Origin of the sequence: Gilvimarinus chinensis DSM 19667, assembly GCF_000377745.1 — a bacterium.
Classification (GTDB): domain Bacteria; phylum Pseudomonadota; class Gammaproteobacteria; order Pseudomonadales; family Cellvibrionaceae; genus Gilvimarinus; species Gilvimarinus chinensis.
In genome coordinates this window covers 704,082-721,002 of sequence record NZ_KB898707.1, presented here as the reverse complement: position 1 = coordinate 721,002, position 16,921 = coordinate 704,082, and the positions used below count along the sequence as shown (strand labels likewise).

Here is a 16,921-nt window from a genome sequence, read left to right as displayed (position 1 = left end):
GTTCTTACAGAAAAACGACTTTCGGTTGCTTAGATTTTGCCAACCAGGTCCAGCGATGGTGCCAAGGTTTCTTCACCTTCTTTCCATTTCGCTGGGCACACTTCGCCTGGGTGAGCAGCCACGTATTGTGCAGCTTTAATTTTGCGCAGCAGTTCGCTCGCGTCGCGACCGATACCACCCGCGGTAATTTCAACAATTTGCACACGACCTTCTGGATCAATTACGAAGGTACCGCGATCTGCAATGCCCTCTTCTTCAATCATCACACCGAAGTTGCGAGTGATGGTGCCGGTTGGGTCGCCAATCATCGGAAACTGTATTTTGCCGATGGTTTCCGACGAGTCATGCCAGGCTTTGTGAGTGAAATGAGTATCGGTGGACACCGAGTAAACCTCTACGCCAAGGCGCTGTAACTCTTCGTAGTTGTCTGCCAAATCGCCCAGCTCGGTGGGGCACACAAAGGTGAAGTCTGCGGGGTAAAAGAACACAACCGACCACTTACCTTTCAAGTCGCTGTCGCTGACATCGATAAACTCGCCGTTCAAATAGGCTTTGGCTTGGAAAGGTTTTACTTCACTGTTCATATAACGAGACATGTATTACTCCTGCTTACGAGTTAGTTAATTGTCGTGATTTCGTTCACGGGATTAATACTATTAACAAAGACCCCATGGTTGAAATTAACTATACAAATACTGCTAATAAATAAAGGCAATAACTTGCCAGCCATTGATATATTTGGTCTTTCAGAAGTAGCAAGAAGCAATAGACAAGCGAAGGAGAGCCCCTGAACCAAGCTGGGCAATGGTCCAGAGTTGATACTGAATTGAGGTTAAGCTACAGGATAAGCCTAGTGCCTTAATGATCGACGGGCGTTTGCACCACTTTCACCCAGCGGCCATTGGTATTGATCACCCGAAACTTGGCCCACTGGCGAAACTCTTTTGCAGTGCACAACACCGTTTGTTCACCACTGACACCCGCCACATTGCGATAGATCAGCTTGGCCTTATCCGGGCCTAGGTCGTCATCGGCATCGAACACCTGGCGAATACACCACAAATCACCGGTTTCGCCGTTGCTGTAATAGTGCCCTTTGTGCAACTCGAGATGATCACTGTCGCTGTGACGGGCATGTGCCCAGGCCTTATCAAATATCTGCGAGAGTTCTTCAGAGCTCACATCCACATAGGTATCCAGCTCGTGCATGGCAGCGGCAAAATCTTCATGGGTTAAGCTCGGAGCCTGACTTTTAGGGGCGTTGCTGCGCATCAGGCTACTGGGATAACGGCGCCAGTGAAACAGATTATTAAACACCAGTGCCGCCATCAAAATGGCCGCCACATTTAAGGCCACCGGAGCCACTACATACCAATAACCAAGCTCGTGAACCTCAGCGCCGCCTATCACCGCCGCTAGCGCTGTAGCGCCGCCGGGAGGATGAATGCAACGCAAATAACACATGGCCGCTACCGCCAGACCTACAGCAACAGCAGGCGCGATAGCCCAATGCCCTAACAACTGCTGACAGCTCACACCAATAACGGCAGAAATCACATGGCCGCCGACTAAAGGCCAGGGCTGAGACAAGGTGCCGTGAGGAACCGCAAACAGCAGTACCGCCGAAGCGCCCATAGAAGCGAGCATCAAGGTTGCCGTGAAATCGCCAGCTACCGACCGGCAAATAAAAAACACACAGGCGATGCCCACCAACGCCCCAACCCCGGAGATCACCTTGTCTTTATGACTGGTCGTATTGAACTCTATACCCAACCATTCAATAATTCGCGACACACTTCACCTCCTCCTGAGCCAGGCGAGGTCAGAATAACGCCCGCACTAAAGCGGTGCATACTAGTGTGAGGGCCTAAGCAACGCAAGCTTGGCTGAAACCTTGCTAAATTAGACTCCGGAAATTTAAACGCGCCTCCAAACGGCAACTCATACTCCGACACACGGTCAATAACGTTATAGTTTTCAATGAAATAGTTAAGGAACCTAATGTTTACTTATATTTTTCGCCTTTTTACTTTTTACGTAATTAGTAGCGTTTTTACATCAGCAGCCCTCGCCGACACCTATTCCCTTCAATACAAGGTGGATTTAACCCGCGATACAGAGCACGCCTATGTCAGCGTGGTTATACCTGATGCCGCCAGCGTTCGGGAAATTGACTTTAATTTGGATAAAGACTTCCACAGCGACGTTAAAGCCAATGGCGATCTAGAGCTTGAAGACGGCCGTGCGCGCTGGCAGCCGCCCCAAAAAGACGCCGAGCTAACACTTAAAGTCAAACTAAACCACAAACGTCGTGGCGATGGCTACGACTCCATTCGTGAACAAGACTTTGCGATTTTTCGCGGCGACGATTTGATACCGCCCGCCAGCGTGCGCACAGACAAGGGCGTTGAGAGTAAAGCCAGCCTGAACTTCACTCTGCCAGAGCACTGGACCTCGGTGAACAGCGGCTGGCTGAAAACCGAAGCAGCCACCTTCGACATCAACGACCCAGAGCGCAACTTTGACCGCCCCACAGGCTGGTTTATAGCCGGTAAACTGGGCACGCGCCGCGAGCGTATGCAAGACACCCACCTTGCCATCAGTGCCCCACTGGGCAACGCGGTTAAACGTATGGATGTACTGAGTTTCGTGCTGCTCAACTGGAACACCATCAAAGAAGTGGTAGGCGAAACGCCGGAAAAAATACTGTTGGTGAGCGCGGGGGACCCCATGTGGCGCGGGGGCCTGTCTGGGCCAAACTCGCTGTTTTTGCACGCCGACCGGCCCATGGTCAGCGAAAACGGCACCAGCACCTTACTGCATGAGCTGTTTCACACCATTACCAGTATCAGCGGTAAAGACGAAGATGACTGGATTGCCGAGGGCCTGGCCGAGTATTACTCCTTTGACATTCTGCACCGCGCCGGTGGTATGACTGACGAACGCCGCACGCTGGTGACCGAGTGGCTGGCCGACTGGAGTAAAGACGTCACAACCCTGTACGCCCGATCTTCCAGTGGTGAGCGAACCGCTCGCGCGGCACTGCTGTTCGACGAGCTGGACGACGAAATCAAAGTCCACAGCGACGGCAAGAAGTCACTGGATGATGCCGTTAAAGCCATGATTCAGGTGGGTGATGTCAGCCTTGCGGATCTCAAAGAGATTGTCGAATCGTTAACGGGGAAACCTTCAGCTTTGCTGCAAAACACTGAGCTTTTGGCAACGGAAGATAAATAATCCAGATTCTGCTAGATTTGTTATCCACTCATGGTCCAACCAACCACAGGGAGCCACCTAATGAAGGTCAATAATATTCTCGAAACCATCGGTAACACGCCGCATATTCGTATCAACCACCTGTTTCGCTCCGACATTGAGGTGTGGATGAAAGCCGAGCGCTTTAATCCGGGCGCCAGCATCAAAGACCGTATTGCCCTGGCAATGATCGAAGACGCCGAGAACCGCGGGTTACTGCAAAAAGACACCGTTATTATCGAGCCCACCAGTGGTAACACCGGCATCGGCTTGGCGATGGTGTGCGCCGCACGTGGCTACCGACTCATCCTGACCATGCCCGAATCCATGTCGGTTGAGCGGCGCAAAATCATGAAAGCGCTGGGCGCAGAACTGGTGCTGACCCCTAAAGAACAAGGGATGGGCGGCGCGATTAACAAGGCGAGCGAGCTTCGCGATGACTACCCCAACAGCTGGACACCACAGCAATTTACCAATCAGGCGAATGTTAAAGCCCACCGCGACACAACCGCCAAAGAAATTCTGGCGGACTTTCCCGAGGGCGTTGACTATTTGATTACCGGCGTTGGCACTGGCGGTCATATCACGGCCTGTAGCGAAGAGTTGAAAAAAGTGAACGCCAAGATGCAAACCTACGCCGTAGAGCCAGAAAAATCCCAGGTCATTGCCGGGAAAGAGAAAGGCCTGCACCGCCTGCAAGGCATAGGCGCGGGTTTTGTGCCGGAGATTCTCAACAAAGACAGCCTGGACGGCACCATTGCGGTCAGTGAAGAAGACAGCTTTGAAATGGCGCGCCTGTGTGCCCGCAAAGAAGCGATATTTGTCGGTATTTCTTCCGGTGCAACCCTGGCCGCGGTAAAACAAAAGGAAGCCGATTTTGCTCCCGGCAGTAAAATCCTGGTGTTTTGCTACGATACCGGCGAGCGCTACCTGTCGATCGACGACCTGTTCAGCGCTTAAGCGTACAAAGCTCTGTTAAGAATCGTCAGAACCGGCCGCCTGCGGCCGGTTTTTTCGTAAAATTGCCGCTCAAAATAATCATAGCCAGATAAGAGACCGCTCATGATCACACACGAACCCAACCCTATTTACCGCGCCGCCCCGTCGCGTTACGAAAACATGCCCTACCAACGCTGTGGCAAAAGCGGTCTGCTACTGCCTCGCCTATCACTGGGCTTGTGGCAAAATTTCGGCGCCGTTGATTCGTTGGCCAATGCCCGGGCGATGATGCATCGCGCCTTCGACCTGGGCATTACCCACTTTGATCTGGCCAACAATTACGGGCCCAACTATGGCTCGGCCGAATCCACTTTTGGCCAAGTCATGGCCGATGGTTTGAATCATTACCGCGATGAAATGATCATTTCCAGCAAAGCGGGTTATGACATGTGGCCCGGCCCCTACGGAGTCGGTGGCTCGCGCAAATACCTCGTGGCCAGCTGCGACCAAAGCCTGAAGCGCTGTGGAGTGGAGTATTTTGACATTTTCTACTCCCACTGCATGGACCCCGACACCCCACTTGAAGAAACCATGGGCGCCCTGGATTATATTGTGCGCTCGGGGCGTGCGCTCTACGCAGGTATTTCCAGTTATTCGCCAGAGCAAACCCGCAAAGCCGCTGCGATTCTCAAAGAACTTGGCACGCCACTGCTGATTCATCAGCCGCGCTACAATTTATTTGATCGCTGGATTGAAGATGGATTAACGGATGTGCTGGATGAAGAAGGCGTGGGCGCGATTGTCTTTTCACCGCTGTCTCAAGGGATGCTCACCGATAAATACCTGGGAGGAATTCCAAAAGACTCCCGCGCGGCCAGAGCCGATCAAATTTATCTGAATGAGAATGACATCAGCGAACAAACCATAGAAAAGATTCGCGCTTTAAACGAGTTAGCACTCGAGCGCGGACAAACACTGGCACAAATGGCTATTGCCTGGGTACTGCACAACACAACAGTGACCAGCGCCATTATTGGAGCAAGCCGAGTTGAGCAAATTGAGGATTCAGTCTCAGCACTGCAAAACCTTCAGTTCAGTAACGAAGAAATTGCTACCATTGACTCCATTGTTAAGTAAAATTGTCAGCCGCTAAAGCGCGGGGTAGAAAACTACCCCGCGCTTTGCTTAACGTTTGTCTTCTTTGCGGACTTTTTCACTTTGCTCATGGTCACGGCCCCGCAAATACCGTGAAAACACCCAATAACCCACAAGCATAAAAGCAACCAAAGAAAAGCTGGCCACAGAAAAATGGATGTGATCTGAGGCATGTTCGGCATGATGTGGATGGGCCTGCGCCAGCAGCGAAAAACCGGCCAGTAAAATAGACATTGCTAAGCCATAGCATTTTTTCATCGTTAAACCCTCATAATAATTTGATTAAACAGCGCCGGTTAACATGCCAGCTTTTTCAATAAAGGCGATCACATCGGCAACGCCAGTTTCATCTTTTAAATTGGTAAACAGAAAAGGTTTTTCACCGCGCATCTTTTTCGCATCGCGATCCATCACACCCAAGTCTGCGCCCACTAATGGCGCGAGATCAATTTTATTGATAATCAACAAGTCGGACTTGGTAATACCGGGACCACCTTTGCGGGGAATTTTATCACCCGCCGATACATCAATTACGTACAGCGTTAGGTCAGACAATTCAGGGCTAAAAGTTGCCGCCAGGTTATCACCACCGCTTTCAATCAGAACCACATCCAGATTTTCATGTCGGCTTTGCAGTTCAGCAACCGCGGATAAGTTCATAGAGGCATCTTCCCGAATCGCCGTATGGGGGCAGCCGCCGGTTTCCACACCAATAATTCGATCGTCATCCAACGCCTGGTGACGTTGCAAAAACTCAGCATCTTCCCGGGTATAAATATCGTTGGTAATAACCGCAATATTGTATTTATCTTTGAGGTGCGCACACAGGGTTTTCACTAAAGCGGTTTTTCCCGAGCCAACGGGGCCGCCGATACCCAAGCGCAAGGTTGGTTTTTTCATAATTGCTCTCTTTATTTATTCACTCAATTTTTACGAACGGAACAGGCGTGTGTACTGCCGTTCGTGTAAACACGATGCCATCGCAAGGCCGGGCAAGCTCAAGCCAATTTCGTCATCAGTTACCGTTTTTGCACGCTCACACGTGTCAAGCACAGCGGGCATTAACTGAGTTAACAACTGCTGCGCGTGAGTTTGCCCCAAAGGCACGATTTTGGTGGCAGCGGCCACTTGATTTTCTAACCAGCTCCACACAAACCCCTGAGCTAACTCATCTATATCAACCTGCCAGTGAACACCTGCCAAAGCAAACTGGCTCGCAAAGCACGGGGTTGTCTCATAAAGCGCCGGATCACTGTCGGGCACCTGCAGCGAATTCAGCAAGCGGTTTAACGCCTGGCCCAGCTGCTCATCTTCCAACAGCAGCTCGGAGGTTTCGCGGCAGGCGCGAGTCAGATGATTCCAGTGATTGACGGCCGCGAGATCTGCATCTTGCCAGGCGAGATAGCAGCGACGTAAAACAGGTACATCCAAATACGCGAGCGACTGCCCCATAACATTTTCAAGCCAATCGGCCAGTGCGCCTTCGTCATCCAACCACCCTTCTTCCACCGCGTATTCCAACCCCTGTGAATAGGCGTAGGCACCCACCGGAAGCGCCGGGCTCACCAAGTGAAGCAGATGTAACAGTGACGCTTGTACCACCGTTAGACCGCCTCGCTGTGACTGTGCCCATCACGGTGAGAATGCTCGTGAGCGTGTGAGTGGTTATGTGAATGCGCATGACCGTGGGAACCACCGTGATAAGCCCCATTTTCTGGGTTAAACGGCTGCTGTTCGCAGCTGACTTTCTGACCCAAGCCTTCAACCATAATGTCCAATACATGATCGTGCTGATAGCGGACAAAATTATCACCCACCTGCAAGGGCACATGACGATTGCCTAAGTGATAAGCCACCCGTGCCAGTTGCCGACGATCTTCACACACTACGTTGCTGACGGTTTCTAACGCCGCAACCACTTTAACTAAAGTTCCATCGCTGCACTTTAAGAATTCGCCATCGGCCAATACATGGCCGCGCTCTACAAACCAGCCCAGCGGTTGGCCGCAGGCAGTTTCAGTGCGGTAGCGGCTTTTTTGCCGCTGCTCGAAGGTAAGTTCAACTGAGGGTGAATCCACAGGCGCTTGCCCCTGGACTACCTCAAAAGCTTCTAACATAGATTTTTCCATTTAATCATTAACTCTCGTAAGCGCCTACAACACGCTCAACTTAAAACAACGTATAGCGCTGCGCCAAGGGCAACTCGGTTGCGGGCTCGCAAGTCAGTAACTGACCATCGGCGCGCACTTCATAGTTTTGTGGGTCAACCTCCATGTGCGGCTGGTAGTCGTTAAGAATCATTGACGCTTTTGTCACTGAACGGCAATTTTTCACACCCACCAGGCGCCGCTCTAACTCAAATGAACCTTTAATACCGGCTTCGATGGATGCCTGACTGACAAACGTTACCGAAGTACCGGTACAGGCTTTGCCATAGGCGCCAAACATGGGGCGGTAGTGAACAGGCTGCGGGGTGGGAATAGACGCATTGGGATCGCCCATAGGCGCCGCAGCAATCGCGCCGCCTTTTATAATAAGCGAGGGCTTAATACCAAAAAAGGCGGGCTTCCACAGGACTAAGTCGGCCAGCTTACCCACTTCAATAGAACCCACTTCGTGGGAAATGCCGTGAGCAATCGCCGGGTTAATGGTGTACTTGGCGATGTAACGCTTTGCCCGCAAATTATCACCGCTTGACGTTTCACCGGGAATGGCACCGCGCTGTACACGCATTTTATGTGCGGTTTGCCAGGTTCGGCAAATCACCTCCCCTACCCGCCCCATGGCCTGCGAGTCCGAGCTGATCATCGAGAAAGCGCCCAAATCGTGGAGTATGTCTTCCGCCGCGATGGTCTCTTTACGAATACGCGAATCGGCAAAGGCCACGTCTTCGGGAATGTTTGGATCAAGATGGTGGCATACCATCAGCATATCCAAATGCTCATCAATGGTGTTCACGGTGTAAGGACGGGTGGGATTCGTGGACGAGGGCAGTACATTGGGCAAGCCGCACGCTTTGATAATATCCGGCGCGTGACCACCACCGGCACCTTCGGTGTGGTAGGTGTGAATGGTGCGGCCATCAAACGCAGCGATGGTGTCTTCCACAAAGCCCGATTCGTTCAGCGTGTCCGTGTGAATGGCCACCTGCACATCGTATTGTTCAGCCACGTTTAAACAGTTGTTGATGGATGCGGGGGTGGTGCCCCAGTCTTCGTGTAGCTTAAGCCCCAGTGCACCTGCGGCAATCTGCTCCTCGATAGCCAAAGGTAAACTGGCGTTGCCTTTACCTAAAAAACCAAGGTTCATAGGGAAGCTTTCGGCCGCCTGCAACATTTTCGCCAAATGCCAGGGGCCAGGTGTACAGGTAGTCGCGTTGGTGCCCGTAGCCGGGCCTGTGCCCCCACCAATCATGGTGGTCACGCCACTCATTAACGCTTCTTCGATTTGCTGCGGGCAAATAAAATGAATATGCGCGTCGATACCACCGGCCGTTAAAATTTGTCCCTCACCGGCAATCACTTCAGTGCCCGGGCCCACTACAATGGTAACGCCCGGTTGAATGTCCGGGTTGCCCGCTTTGCCGATCGCGGCAATACGACCACCCTTTAGGGCGACATCTGCTTTTACCACACCCCAGTAATCCAGAATAAGCACGTTGGTAATCACGGTGTCGGGGGTATCGGCGCAACTGGCTTGCGACTGACCCATACCGTCGCGAATAACCTTTCCGCCGCCGAACTTTACCTCTTCACCGTAAATGGTGTAGTCCTTTTCTACCTCAATCCACAGCTCGGTGTCGGCAAGGCGAACTTTATCACCCGTAGTGGGGCCAAACATTTCCGCATAAGCGCGTCTGTCAATTGTCGCCATCTTATAGCTCCCCCATTACCTGACCGCGAAACCCGTACACGATTTTATCACCGGCCAGTTCTACCAATTCCACCTCGCGTTCCTGACCCGGTTCAAACCTTACCGCCGTGCCAGCGGCAATATTCAAGCGAAAACCACGTGCTTTAGGACGGTCGAATTCAAGCGCCGGATTCACTTCAAAAAAATGGTAGTGCGAGCCAACCTGAATGGGGCGATCGCCGGTATTGGCAATGGTTAATGTCAACGTAGCACGCCCTTCGTTCAGCAGGTGCTCGCCGGGTTGTATATCGTATTGTCCGGGTATCATCGCAATCTCCTAAGCGGGCCGTCTAAACAATGGGGTTGTGCACAGTGACAAGCTTGGTGCCGTCGGGGAAGGTGGCCTCTACCTGAACCTCGTGCACCATCTCGGCAATGCCATCCATCACATCATCGCGGGTTAAAATTTGACGGCCATAATCCATTAACTCGGCAACGGTTTTACCATCACGCGCCCCTTCCATAATTTCAGCGCTGATCAAAGCAACCGATTCTGGGTAGTTAAGTTTAACCCCCCGGGCTTTACGTCTTTCGGCCAACAAGGCTGCGGTAAAAAGCAGCAGTTTGTCTTTATCTCTTGGGCTTAATTCCATCTTGCAATCCCCTAGCTAGGTATTCCAAATTCTTGGTTCAACGGCCTTACGCCCTAACAAAGCGGGCCTTAGAACCGACCATATCACTGCAAACCCGATGCGGCATTGAGCCGCACTGGCGCCTAAATAACGAGCAATCAACAACCCCTGCTTCTGGGTAATCCCCCAGCGGGCTCCGTGATCACCATGAGTTCGCGCCAGTGTTTGCAGAAGCTCATCAATTGTATTGCGTGGCATAGTGACATTTGCGACGAGTGTTCCGAACGAACCTGCCCCTTGCAATCCCCAAGGGGATGTCATTATAGAAGCGCCACCACAAATGCGGTTGCGCTCTCGAAGTAACAACTTACCCTCTACCTTCACCTCTAGGGTTTGTAAAACTTCGCCATCGCTAAAAACCTCATTGCAAGCGGGCCGTCCGAGGCAAACAATATCCCATACACAAAATTGGCTGTCGTTCCCTGCCTCTAGGCTCGTATGCAATCGGGCATTGGCACCGTTAAAAATAATCGTTTCTTGGGGTAGCCATTCCAGCGAGCTGTTCTGTTCAAGCTTTAAAGTAACGGTCTGTCCTTGAGTGGTGCTCTTATCGCAATGCTGTAAGGCTTGCAGTGAATAGACCTTCCCCGCCGAGGGTGTCGTTACCAACGCCTGTGAGCCCTGAGCAGCTTCAATATTCAGTGACAATTGATCGCCGACTACCAATCCGCCCGGTGGGTGTAATAAATAAACGTGAGCCAAACTGTTTTCGGGATAAAACGGCCTTTGAATTCTTAACGGACCCTGGTGCCTTGATCTTGCTACGCGTGTCGCTCCGCCACTGGATGCCAAACGTAAAAATAAACTGGCAGGCCAGGACCGAGGTACTTTGATAGAACTGTTTTGAGCAGAGTTCTTTTGTAGAGTCTGCATCGGGGCATTTGAGGTCAAAACATCGTCTCTTTGTCTGCCACCCTTCAGGACGGCCTATTGTTGGGCAATGAAAAACAAGAAGCATGCCAACCACAATCCTCTGACAGACCAGTCATAATAAGGGAATTCACCAGCAGTCACGCCCTAGGTGCACAACAACGGTGCACCCATAAGATAAAACTCCCATAGCGCACCAGTTTGAATCACCCACTAATCCATTGATTTATAAATTATTAAACGTCCATCAATTCAGATGCGTTACACTCGAACAAAATAGTTGTTCAACAGGAAGTAGAAGTCTATGCCACAAAGTCAGTTGCCCTACCAGCACACCCATCGAGAGAGCGGTATTTACCACACCATCGATGCGATTATTTCACCTCAGGACCAGCTTAATATTCTTTCCAAGGCCGAAGTCGCCAAATTGCTGGATGTCAGCCAAAGCGGGCTTTATAGGTTGTTTCGCAGTTGCGCACTGGCCGTATTGAACTGCGGCAACTCTTTGGATGACGGCAAAGAATTGATGGAGCGCTACCCGAATTTTGCCATTCGTATTATTCAAGAAGAGCGCGGTATCAAATTGGATGTAAAAGGCGCACCCGCCAGCGCTTTTGTGGATGGCAAAATGATCCGGGGTATCAGCGAACACCTTTTTGCTGTATTACGCGATGTAATTTTCGCCAGCAGCGATGAACGCCTAAGACACGTTCTGCAAAGTGCAGCGCCCGAAGACACCACCGACGCTGTTTTTCACATGTTGCGCAATGCCGATATTATTCGCCCCAAAGTCGATCCCAACGTCGTCGTTTGCTGGGGCGGCCACTCCATCAGCATGGGCGAATACGACTACACCAAAAAAGTCGGATACCAAATGGGATTACGAGGGCTGGATATATGCACCGGGTGTGGCCCGGGTGCCATGAAGGGCCCAATGAAGGGTGCCACCATCGGGCACGCCAAACAACGGTTAGGTGTAGGGCGTTATATCGGTATTACCGAGCCGGGCATCATCGCCGCTGAAGCGCCGAATCCGATTGTCAACGAGCTGGCCATTATGCCCGACATTGAAAAACGGCTGGAAGCTTTTGTACGCGCCGGTCACGGTATTGTGGTATTTCCAGGGGGGGCGGGTACCGCCGAAGAGATTTTGTATTTGCTCGGCATTTTACTGCACCCTGACAACCGTGAACTGCCCTTCCCTTTAGTGTTCACAGGGCCTGCCTCTGCCGCCGACTACTTCCGCCAAATCGACCAGTTTATCAGTGCAACTCTGGGGCCTGAGGCACAACAGAAATACCAGATTATCATCGATAATCCGGAAGCTGTGGCCCACGCGATGGTCGCCGGAATTGCTTCAGTTAGAGCCTTTCGTAAAAATACCGACGACGCGTATTATTTTAATTGGCAATTGAAAATCTCCCCGGATTTTCAGCAGCCCTTTGCACCCACCCACGAGAATATGCGCAGCTTACAGCTCAGTCGTGATCTGGATAATCACCAGCTCGCCGCCAACCTAAGGCGCGCCTTTTCGGGCATTGTTGCAGGCAATGTAAAAGAAGAGGGTATTCGAGCGATAGAAGCTCACGGTCTTTTTAAAATCAGTGGCGAGCAATGCATTATGCAGCCGGTCGACGAATTGTTAAAAGCGTTTCAAGCACAAGGACGCATGAAGCTGCCCGGCAGCCATTACAGCCCCTGTTACGAAATTGTGTAACGTGACTGTCACGCTATTGAAACAGCACCATGGCAATGTAGGAAATATCCTACAGAAAGAAGCGTTAATAGCGCCTTTTCAAAACCTTACAGTTGGACGAAACTGTATCTCACAGGGACGTTGCAGGGACACCGATAAAATCAGGATGATTTACAGGATGTGCTGCCAGGAAGGCCAAGGAACGACACCATCACAACCAATACGGAAGACAAGGATTAAGGACAGTCGCTAACGGACAGGATTGCCGAGCTAACCACGACAGGGGTTAAGGACATACAAGCAGGATGCTGGAGCTAGGGATTTAAGCTCACGTTTCGAACATGGATACAAGTTCACCCGCGGTCCACTATGTGGGCCTTTTTTTTACCTACTTTTTACCCTCCCTCTTTTCCTGCATCGCAAGACGCGGTTGACTCAGTACGACCGACTGTGCAGAGGTGGAACAACAAGGTTCCGTATCGACGGGGTTAAACACCCCGCGCAAAGATAGAAAAGAAGGGGCTATTTAGAAGTTTTCTTGCAGATACTGCTGAGCCAAACGCGAAGCATCGGCGTTACTTGCGGCCACAATGTCCAACAATTCACGAGCACGATCATTCTGCCCTTGCAAGTGGTAAACCTTACCTAACTTAAACTGTGCATCAGGCACCTTACGGCTGTCCGGGAACTCCGCCAATAAATCGCCAAACCACCGTTGAGCTTCTGGTAAGTCGTTCTTCAGCAGATAAATTTCACCGAGCCAGTAATAACTGTTTGAGGCATATTCGCCCTGAGGAAAACGCTCTAAGTGGGCTTTAAATCCCGCTACCGACGCATCGATTTGACGTTGCTTCAGCAGATCGTAGGCAGCACCGTACACCTCAGCTTCACTCGCCCCCTCCGACACGCCGGCCGGTAATGCAGCCGCCACATCCACCCCGGATGTGCGAGTGCCTATATTGGCAGCCGGTTGCGAAGCAGAAGAAACCTGTGTGTCACCATTTGGCGCAAACGCCGCAGCTGCAGGAGATGTGTCTGGGGTAGTCCCCGTCGTTAACGCACTGATACGACGATCAAGGTCCAGATAATCATCGAGCCTTTGCTGTTTTAACCGCTTTAGCTCAAAGGCTTGCTCTTCAACCAGGCCTCGAAGGTTCATAACTTCTTGCTGCAGAGTTTGTAGCTGATAGAAAAGCTCGGCTTGTTGATTATTATTCAGGCCATTAGGGGCAACTGTAGCGGCCTGCCCCGGCGCACTTTGCACCGGGGAGTCCACTACCTGAACCTGAGCCTGTGTACCAGCAGAGTAAACGGCCGCTAAAACAGCCGTTAACAACAGGGGGTTCTTCATTCCGACGCTCTTAGTAGTCGATTTCTACACGACGGTTTTTGCTCCAGGAAGACTCACCACTGCCCAGAGACAGAGGACGCTCTTCACCGTAGCTGATCACTTCCAGGTTGCTGCGGTTTACACCTTGCAATACCAGGAAATCACGAACGGCGTTCGCACGACGCTCACCCAGTGCCATGTTGTACTCACGTGAACCGCGCTCATCGGCATGGCCTTCTAAGCGTACAGAAGCGTTGCTGCCGCGCAATTGCTCAGCGTGAGCCATCAGCAAAGTGCGTGCATCTGGCTGCAGTACCGCCTGGTCAAAGTCGAAGTAAATTACGGTTTCTAAATCTTGCATTCCATCTTGTGAGCCATCGCTGGAACCCAAGTTGCCGCCATCTGCAGTGCCAGTGGTCACACCACCGCCATTTGCGCCAGTATCGGCATCATCGGTTTTGGTGTCGGTGCTTGAACAGCCCACCAAAAATGCCATAACAAACGCAAAACTCAGACCCTGTTTCATTGCTTTAGTAATCATGATTAACTCCGATCAAATTGTTGATTTTTTGAGCTCACTGCAATTTAGTTAAAAAATGGCGACCAAGAGGGTTCTCGAACATCACCCTGCTTGGATGGCAATCGATACTTGGTACCCGCATCCAGTGACACAGCGGCCAAGATACCTTTTCCCCCAAAGCGTGTCGCGTAGAGCAACATAGCACCATTGGGCGCTATAGTAGGCGATTCGTCTAAATTTGTCTCTGTCAGGATACGCAAAGTCCCGGTAGTGAGATCTTGTGCCGCAATGTGGAATACCCCATTGCGCTGATGAACCATTACCAAAGTGTTGCCATCCAGCGAAACTCGCCCGCGAGCATTGTACTCGCCGTCAAAGGTTAAGCGTTCTACCCTGCCGCTGGCAAGAGTCACCTGATAAATTTGTGGTTTTCCTCCGCGATTTGAGGTAAATACCACCCCTTTTCCGTCTGCGGTCCAGCTGGGTTCGGTGTCAATGGCGTAATGATTGGTCACTCGAGTGAATTGACGGGTGCGTAAATCCAAGGTGTATATTTCTGGGTTGCCGTCTTTCGAAAGTACCATCGCCAGCTTATTGCCATCAGGAGAGAATGCAGGGGCACCGTTGAGGCCGGTAAAGTTCGTTAACTGCTCTCGCTGGCCAGTAGCCAAACTCTGTAAGAAGATGGCCGGACGTGAGGTCTCAAAAGAAACATAAGCCACTTGACGGCCATCAGGAGACCATGCAGGAGACAGTAACGGCTCATTAGACTCCAACAGCATACGTGGCCGTGCACCGTCAGCATCGGCCAACATCAAACGAAAGTTGTCAGGCTGGTTAGTGCCTTGAAAGGCCTCGACATACAAAATTTGCGTGGAAAAAGCGCCGCGAATCCCCGTGATTTTTTCATAGACTTTATCCGAGATATGATGCGCGACATCACGTAACTGCCCTGCACCACCGTCGACCTTGCCATTACTGATCACTTTGCGTTGCCCCAGAACATCAAACAAGCTGTAAGTGGCGTAATAACGGCCACCACGCTCTTCAATGTTACCCACCAACAAGAATTCAGTCCCCATGACACGCCAGTCCCGATAAAACACATCCGACTCTTTGCTGGGGAAAGAAAGCATACTGGTGCGAGGCACAGAATCAAATTGGCCACTGCGCTCCAGGTTCGCAGAGATGATCGACGAAACATCTTCGGGTAACGGAGACGAACCGCTCCACCCCATAGGCACAACGGCAATCCGGGTGGGGTTATCTACCCCCTGGGTGATTTCAATGGTCAGCTGAGCCCTGGCGGTCAAGGCGCACAACGACAACATTAAAGCGACGAAAATTCTCACAAGCGTAGATCCTCAGGCTTAAATTCCAACCGCAACTGGCGGAAGTTTTCTTCAAAAAGTTTGGGTGGCATTTTTTGTAATTCAGTAAAGCGATCAACCCGGCGCACAGCCTGCTCTGCTGAGCGGTCGAAGGCGGCGTTGCCGCTGCTCTCGATCACGGTCACATTGACCACCTGACCAGTGGGCACCAACTGTATCAGGAGTATCGCGCGCATGCCACGGCGCGCCGAAGGCGGTCGACTCCAGTTTTGTTCGACACGTGCGGCAATCATATTGACGTAGCTTTGCGTTTGCGCCGCCGCGATTTCCGCTTGCTGACGTGCCTCCGCCTCGGCCTTGCGTTTTTGCTCTTCAAGACGCTGCTTTTCTAAACGCTCGCGGCGCTCTTGCTCGGCCTTTTTCTGTGCAGCTTCTTCGGCGCGCCGTTTTGCCTCCAGCTCCTGTTGGCGCTTGCGTTCAGATTCTTCTTTTTGCTTACGTTTGCGTTCGGCCTCGGCTTTTTGCTTTCGCTCCTGTTCTTGTTGGCGCTTACGCGTTGCCTGCTCTCGAGCCTTGCGCTCAGCCTCGGCCTGCTGGCGCTCCAGTTCCCGTTTCTTAGTTAAATCGATAACCTTATTTTGCGCGGGCGCCGTTTCTTTTTTGGACTGAGCCTTTAACTCAACCAACTTTGCCTCGACAAATTTGGGTTTAAAAACCCGTGGCTTGACCTCGGCGGTTGTCTCCCAACCGAGTGTAATAACCGCTATCAGCGCCAGGTGCATACCGACACTGATAACGATAGGAAGGGTGTAACTACTGCGCCAATTCATAGAGACAGCATCACCTACTGCGGCGGATCAGTAACCAGGCCAACAGAAGGCGCACCAGCGTTTTGCAACTGGGTCATTAAGCCTACTACCACGCCGTAGTTCACATCGGTATCGCCCCACACCAACACAGGCGTACTGGGCTTTTCCCCTAATACCTTGCCGACCATTTCGGTAATCTGCGCAAGCGGTTTGGCTTGCTTTGGTTCACCGCCTAACTCGATATAGTACTGACCGGATTTATCCACCGAGACAATCAAAGGCTCGTCTTCTTCATTATCAATGGGCGCCGATGGCGCTTCGGGCAAATCCACTTTTACCCCTTGCATCAGCATTGGTGCGGTTACCATAAACACCACCAGCAACACCAACATCACGTCGATATACGGCACGACGTTGATTTCTGCCATGGGCTTTTTCTTTTGTTTGGGGCCAAAGGCTGCCATACATCACC

At 51.6% G+C, this 16,921-nt stretch carries 19 protein-coding genes; 4 read left to right on the top strand and 15 right to left on the bottom strand.

Translation table 11 applies throughout. From position 1 onward, the window contains the following. Window positions 1-29 precede the first annotated feature (29 nt). Entirely contained in the window at window positions 30-596 is a 567-nt protein-coding gene (ahpC, locus tag D568_RS0109245; RefSeq protein WP_020209315.1) for an alkyl hydroperoxide reductase subunit C, read from the bottom strand. A gap of 262 nt (window positions 597-858) precedes the next feature. Next, on the bottom strand, window positions 859-1,794 hold the full coding sequence (locus D568_RS0109240) for an HPP family protein (RefSeq protein ID WP_020209314.1): 936 nt from the start codon (window positions 1,792-1,794) through the stop codon (window positions 859-861). Window positions 1,795-2,001: 207 nt separating this feature from the next. Here D568_RS0109240 and D568_RS0109235 point away from each other — a divergent pair, with 207 nt between their 5' ends. The 3 genes from D568_RS0109235 to mgrA all read left to right on the top strand — a co-directional run bounded on the left by D568_RS0109235 (window position 2,002) and on the right by mgrA (window position 5,331). Continuing rightward, a complete protein-coding gene (locus D568_RS0109235; protein WP_020209313.1) occupies window positions 2,002-3,237 on the top strand; it encodes a hypothetical protein in 1,236 nt (411 codons plus the stop codon). Between the two features lie 60 nt (window positions 3,238-3,297). Next, on the top strand, window positions 3,298-4,215 hold the full coding sequence (gene cysK, locus D568_RS0109230; protein WP_020209312.1) for a cysteine synthase A: 918 nt from the start codon (window positions 3,298-3,300) through the stop codon (window positions 4,213-4,215). A gap of 102 nt (window positions 4,216-4,317) precedes the next feature. Further along, window positions 4,318-5,331 carry an L-glyceraldehyde 3-phosphate reductase gene (gene mgrA / locus D568_RS0109220; RefSeq protein ID WP_020209310.1) on the top strand — a complete coding sequence of 338 codons (1,014 nt, stop codon included), beginning with the start codon at window positions 4,318-4,320 and terminating at the stop codon, window positions 5,329-5,331. Between the two features lie 48 nt (window positions 5,332-5,379). On the opposite strand, the gene D568_RS0109215 is transcribed toward mgrA, so the two are convergent. Genes D568_RS0109215 through D568_RS0109180 form a run of 8 tightly spaced genes read right to left on the bottom strand, consistent with a single transcriptional unit; the run spans window position 5,380 to window position 10,595 of the window. Then, entirely contained in the window at window positions 5,380-5,607 is a 228-nt protein-coding gene (locus tag D568_RS0109215; RefSeq protein WP_020209309.1) for a hypothetical protein, read from the bottom strand. Window positions 5,608-5,631: 24 nt separating this feature from the next. Next, window positions 5,632-6,249, bottom strand: coding sequence for an urease accessory protein UreG (gene ureG / locus D568_RS0109210; protein WP_020209308.1), 618 nt, complete (start codon window positions 6,247-6,249; stop codon window positions 5,632-5,634). A gap of 30 nt (window positions 6,250-6,279) precedes the next feature. After that, window positions 6,280-6,951, bottom strand: a complete 672-nt coding sequence (locus D568_RS0109205) for an urease accessory protein UreF (protein ID WP_020209307.1) — start codon at window positions 6,949-6,951, stop codon at window positions 6,280-6,282. A gap of 2 nt (window positions 6,952-6,953) precedes the next feature. Continuing rightward, window positions 6,954-7,466 carry an urease accessory protein UreE gene (gene ureE, locus D568_RS0109200; protein ID WP_020209306.1) on the bottom strand — a complete coding sequence of 171 codons (513 nt, stop codon included), beginning with the start codon at window positions 7,464-7,466 and terminating at the stop codon, window positions 6,954-6,956. 52 nt (window positions 7,467-7,518) lie between these two features. After that, complete coding sequence (gene ureC / locus D568_RS0109195) at window positions 7,519-9,222, bottom strand: urease subunit alpha (RefSeq protein ID WP_020209305.1); 1,704 nt, start codon at window positions 9,220-9,222, stop codon at window positions 7,519-7,521. A gap of 1 nt (window position 9,223) precedes the next feature. Beyond that, window positions 9,224-9,529, bottom strand: coding sequence for an urease subunit beta (locus tag D568_RS0109190; protein WP_020209304.1), 306 nt, complete (start codon window positions 9,527-9,529; stop codon window positions 9,224-9,226). A gap of 22 nt (window positions 9,530-9,551) precedes the next feature. Beyond that, the gene (gene ureA / locus D568_RS0109185; RefSeq protein ID WP_020209303.1) at window positions 9,552-9,854 is read right to left on the bottom strand and encodes an urease subunit gamma; all 303 of its coding nucleotides are present in this window, start codon (window positions 9,852-9,854) and stop codon (window positions 9,552-9,554) included. Between the two features lie 15 nt (window positions 9,855-9,869). Next, on the bottom strand, window positions 9,870-10,595 hold the full coding sequence (locus tag D568_RS0109180) for an urease accessory protein UreD (RefSeq protein ID WP_245551617.1): 726 nt from the start codon (window positions 10,593-10,595) through the stop codon (window positions 9,870-9,872). Window positions 10,596-11,067: 472 nt separating this feature from the next. Between D568_RS0109180 and ppnN the strand changes: the two genes are divergently transcribed. Then, complete coding sequence (gene ppnN, locus D568_RS0109175; protein WP_020209301.1) at window positions 11,068-12,480, top strand: nucleotide 5'-monophosphate nucleosidase PpnN; 1,413 nt, start codon at window positions 11,068-11,070, stop codon at window positions 12,478-12,480. A gap of 505 nt (window positions 12,481-12,985) precedes the next feature. On the opposite strand, the gene D568_RS0109170 is transcribed toward ppnN, so the two are convergent. From D568_RS0109170 to tolR, 5 genes are read right to left on the bottom strand one after another with little or no spacing between them, the layout of a single operon-like run. After that, a complete protein-coding gene (locus tag D568_RS0109170) occupies window positions 12,986-13,810 on the bottom strand; it encodes a YbgF trimerization domain-containing protein (RefSeq protein ID WP_020209300.1) in 825 nt (274 codons plus the stop codon). Between the two features lie 10 nt (window positions 13,811-13,820). Beyond that, window positions 13,821-14,330: a peptidoglycan-associated lipoprotein Pal gene (gene pal / locus D568_RS0109165; RefSeq protein WP_020209299.1), complete on the bottom strand. Its 510-nt coding sequence runs from the start codon at window positions 14,328-14,330 to the stop codon at window positions 13,821-13,823. A 44-nt stretch (window positions 14,331-14,374) separates the two neighbouring features. Further along, window positions 14,375-15,640 carry a Tol-Pal system beta propeller repeat protein TolB gene (tolB, locus tag D568_RS0109160; protein WP_020209298.1) on the bottom strand — a complete coding sequence of 422 codons (1,266 nt, stop codon included), beginning with the start codon at window positions 15,638-15,640 and terminating at the stop codon, window positions 14,375-14,377. A gap of 17 nt (window positions 15,641-15,657) precedes the next feature. After that, on the bottom strand, window positions 15,658-16,470 hold the full coding sequence (gene tolA / locus D568_RS0109155) for a cell envelope integrity protein TolA (protein ID WP_020209297.1): 813 nt from the start codon (window positions 16,468-16,470) through the stop codon (window positions 15,658-15,660). A gap of 14 nt (window positions 16,471-16,484) precedes the next feature. Continuing rightward, window positions 16,485-16,913 carry a protein TolR gene (tolR, locus tag D568_RS0109150; RefSeq protein WP_020209296.1) on the bottom strand — a complete coding sequence of 143 codons (429 nt, stop codon included), beginning with the start codon at window positions 16,911-16,913 and terminating at the stop codon, window positions 16,485-16,487. Window positions 16,914-16,921: the final 8 nt, after the last annotated feature.

Excerpts from the sequence above, each read along its gene's own strand:
- ahpC (WP_020209315.1), bottom strand. The coding sequence starts at position 596 with ATGTCTCGTTATATGAACAGTGAAGTAAAACCTTTCCAAGCCAAAGCC.
- D568_RS0109235 (WP_020209313.1), top strand. The coding sequence starts at position 2,002 with ATGTTTACTTATATTTTTCGCCTTTTTACTTTTTACGTAATTAGTAGC.
- cysK (WP_020209312.1), top strand. The coding sequence starts at position 3,298 with ATGAAGGTCAATAATATTCTCGAAACCATCGGTAACACGCCGCATATT.
- mgrA (WP_020209310.1), top strand. The coding sequence starts at position 4,318 with ATGATCACACACGAACCCAACCCTATTTACCGCGCCGCCCCGTCGCGT.
- D568_RS0109215 (WP_020209309.1), bottom strand. The coding sequence starts at position 5,607 with ATGAAAAAATGCTATGGCTTAGCAATGTCTATTTTACTGGCCGGTTTT.
- ureG (WP_020209308.1), bottom strand. The coding sequence starts at position 6,249 with ATGAAAAAACCAACCTTGCGCTTGGGTATCGGCGGCCCCGTTGGCTCG.
- ureE (WP_020209306.1), bottom strand. The coding sequence starts at position 7,466 with ATGTTAGAAGCTTTTGAGGTAGTCCAGGGGCAAGCGCCTGTGGATTCA.
- ureC (WP_020209305.1), bottom strand. The coding sequence starts at position 9,222 with ATGGCGACAATTGACAGACGCGCTTATGCGGAAATGTTTGGCCCCACT.
- D568_RS0109190 (WP_020209304.1), bottom strand. The coding sequence starts at position 9,529 with ATGATACCCGGACAATACGATATACAACCCGGCGAGCACCTGCTGAAC.
- ureA (WP_020209303.1), bottom strand. The coding sequence starts at position 9,854 with ATGGAATTAAGCCCAAGAGATAAAGACAAACTGCTGCTTTTTACCGCA.
- ppnN (WP_020209301.1), top strand. The coding sequence starts at position 11,068 with ATGCCACAAAGTCAGTTGCCCTACCAGCACACCCATCGAGAGAGCGGT.
- D568_RS0109170 (WP_020209300.1), bottom strand. The coding sequence starts at position 13,810 with ATGAAGAACCCCCTGTTGTTAACGGCTGTTTTAGCGGCCGTTTACTCT.
- pal (WP_020209299.1), bottom strand. The coding sequence starts at position 14,330 with ATGATTACTAAAGCAATGAAACAGGGTCTGAGTTTTGCGTTTGTTATG.
- tolB (WP_020209298.1), bottom strand. The coding sequence starts at position 15,640 with ATGTTGTCGTTGTGCGCCTTGACCGCCAGGGCTCAGCTGACCATTGAA.
- tolA (WP_020209297.1), bottom strand. The coding sequence starts at position 16,470 with ATGAATTGGCGCAGTAGTTACACCCTTCCTATCGTTATCAGTGTCGGT.
- tolR (WP_020209296.1), bottom strand. The coding sequence starts at position 16,913 with ATGGCAGCCTTTGGCCCCAAACAAAAGAAAAAGCCCATGGCAGAAATC.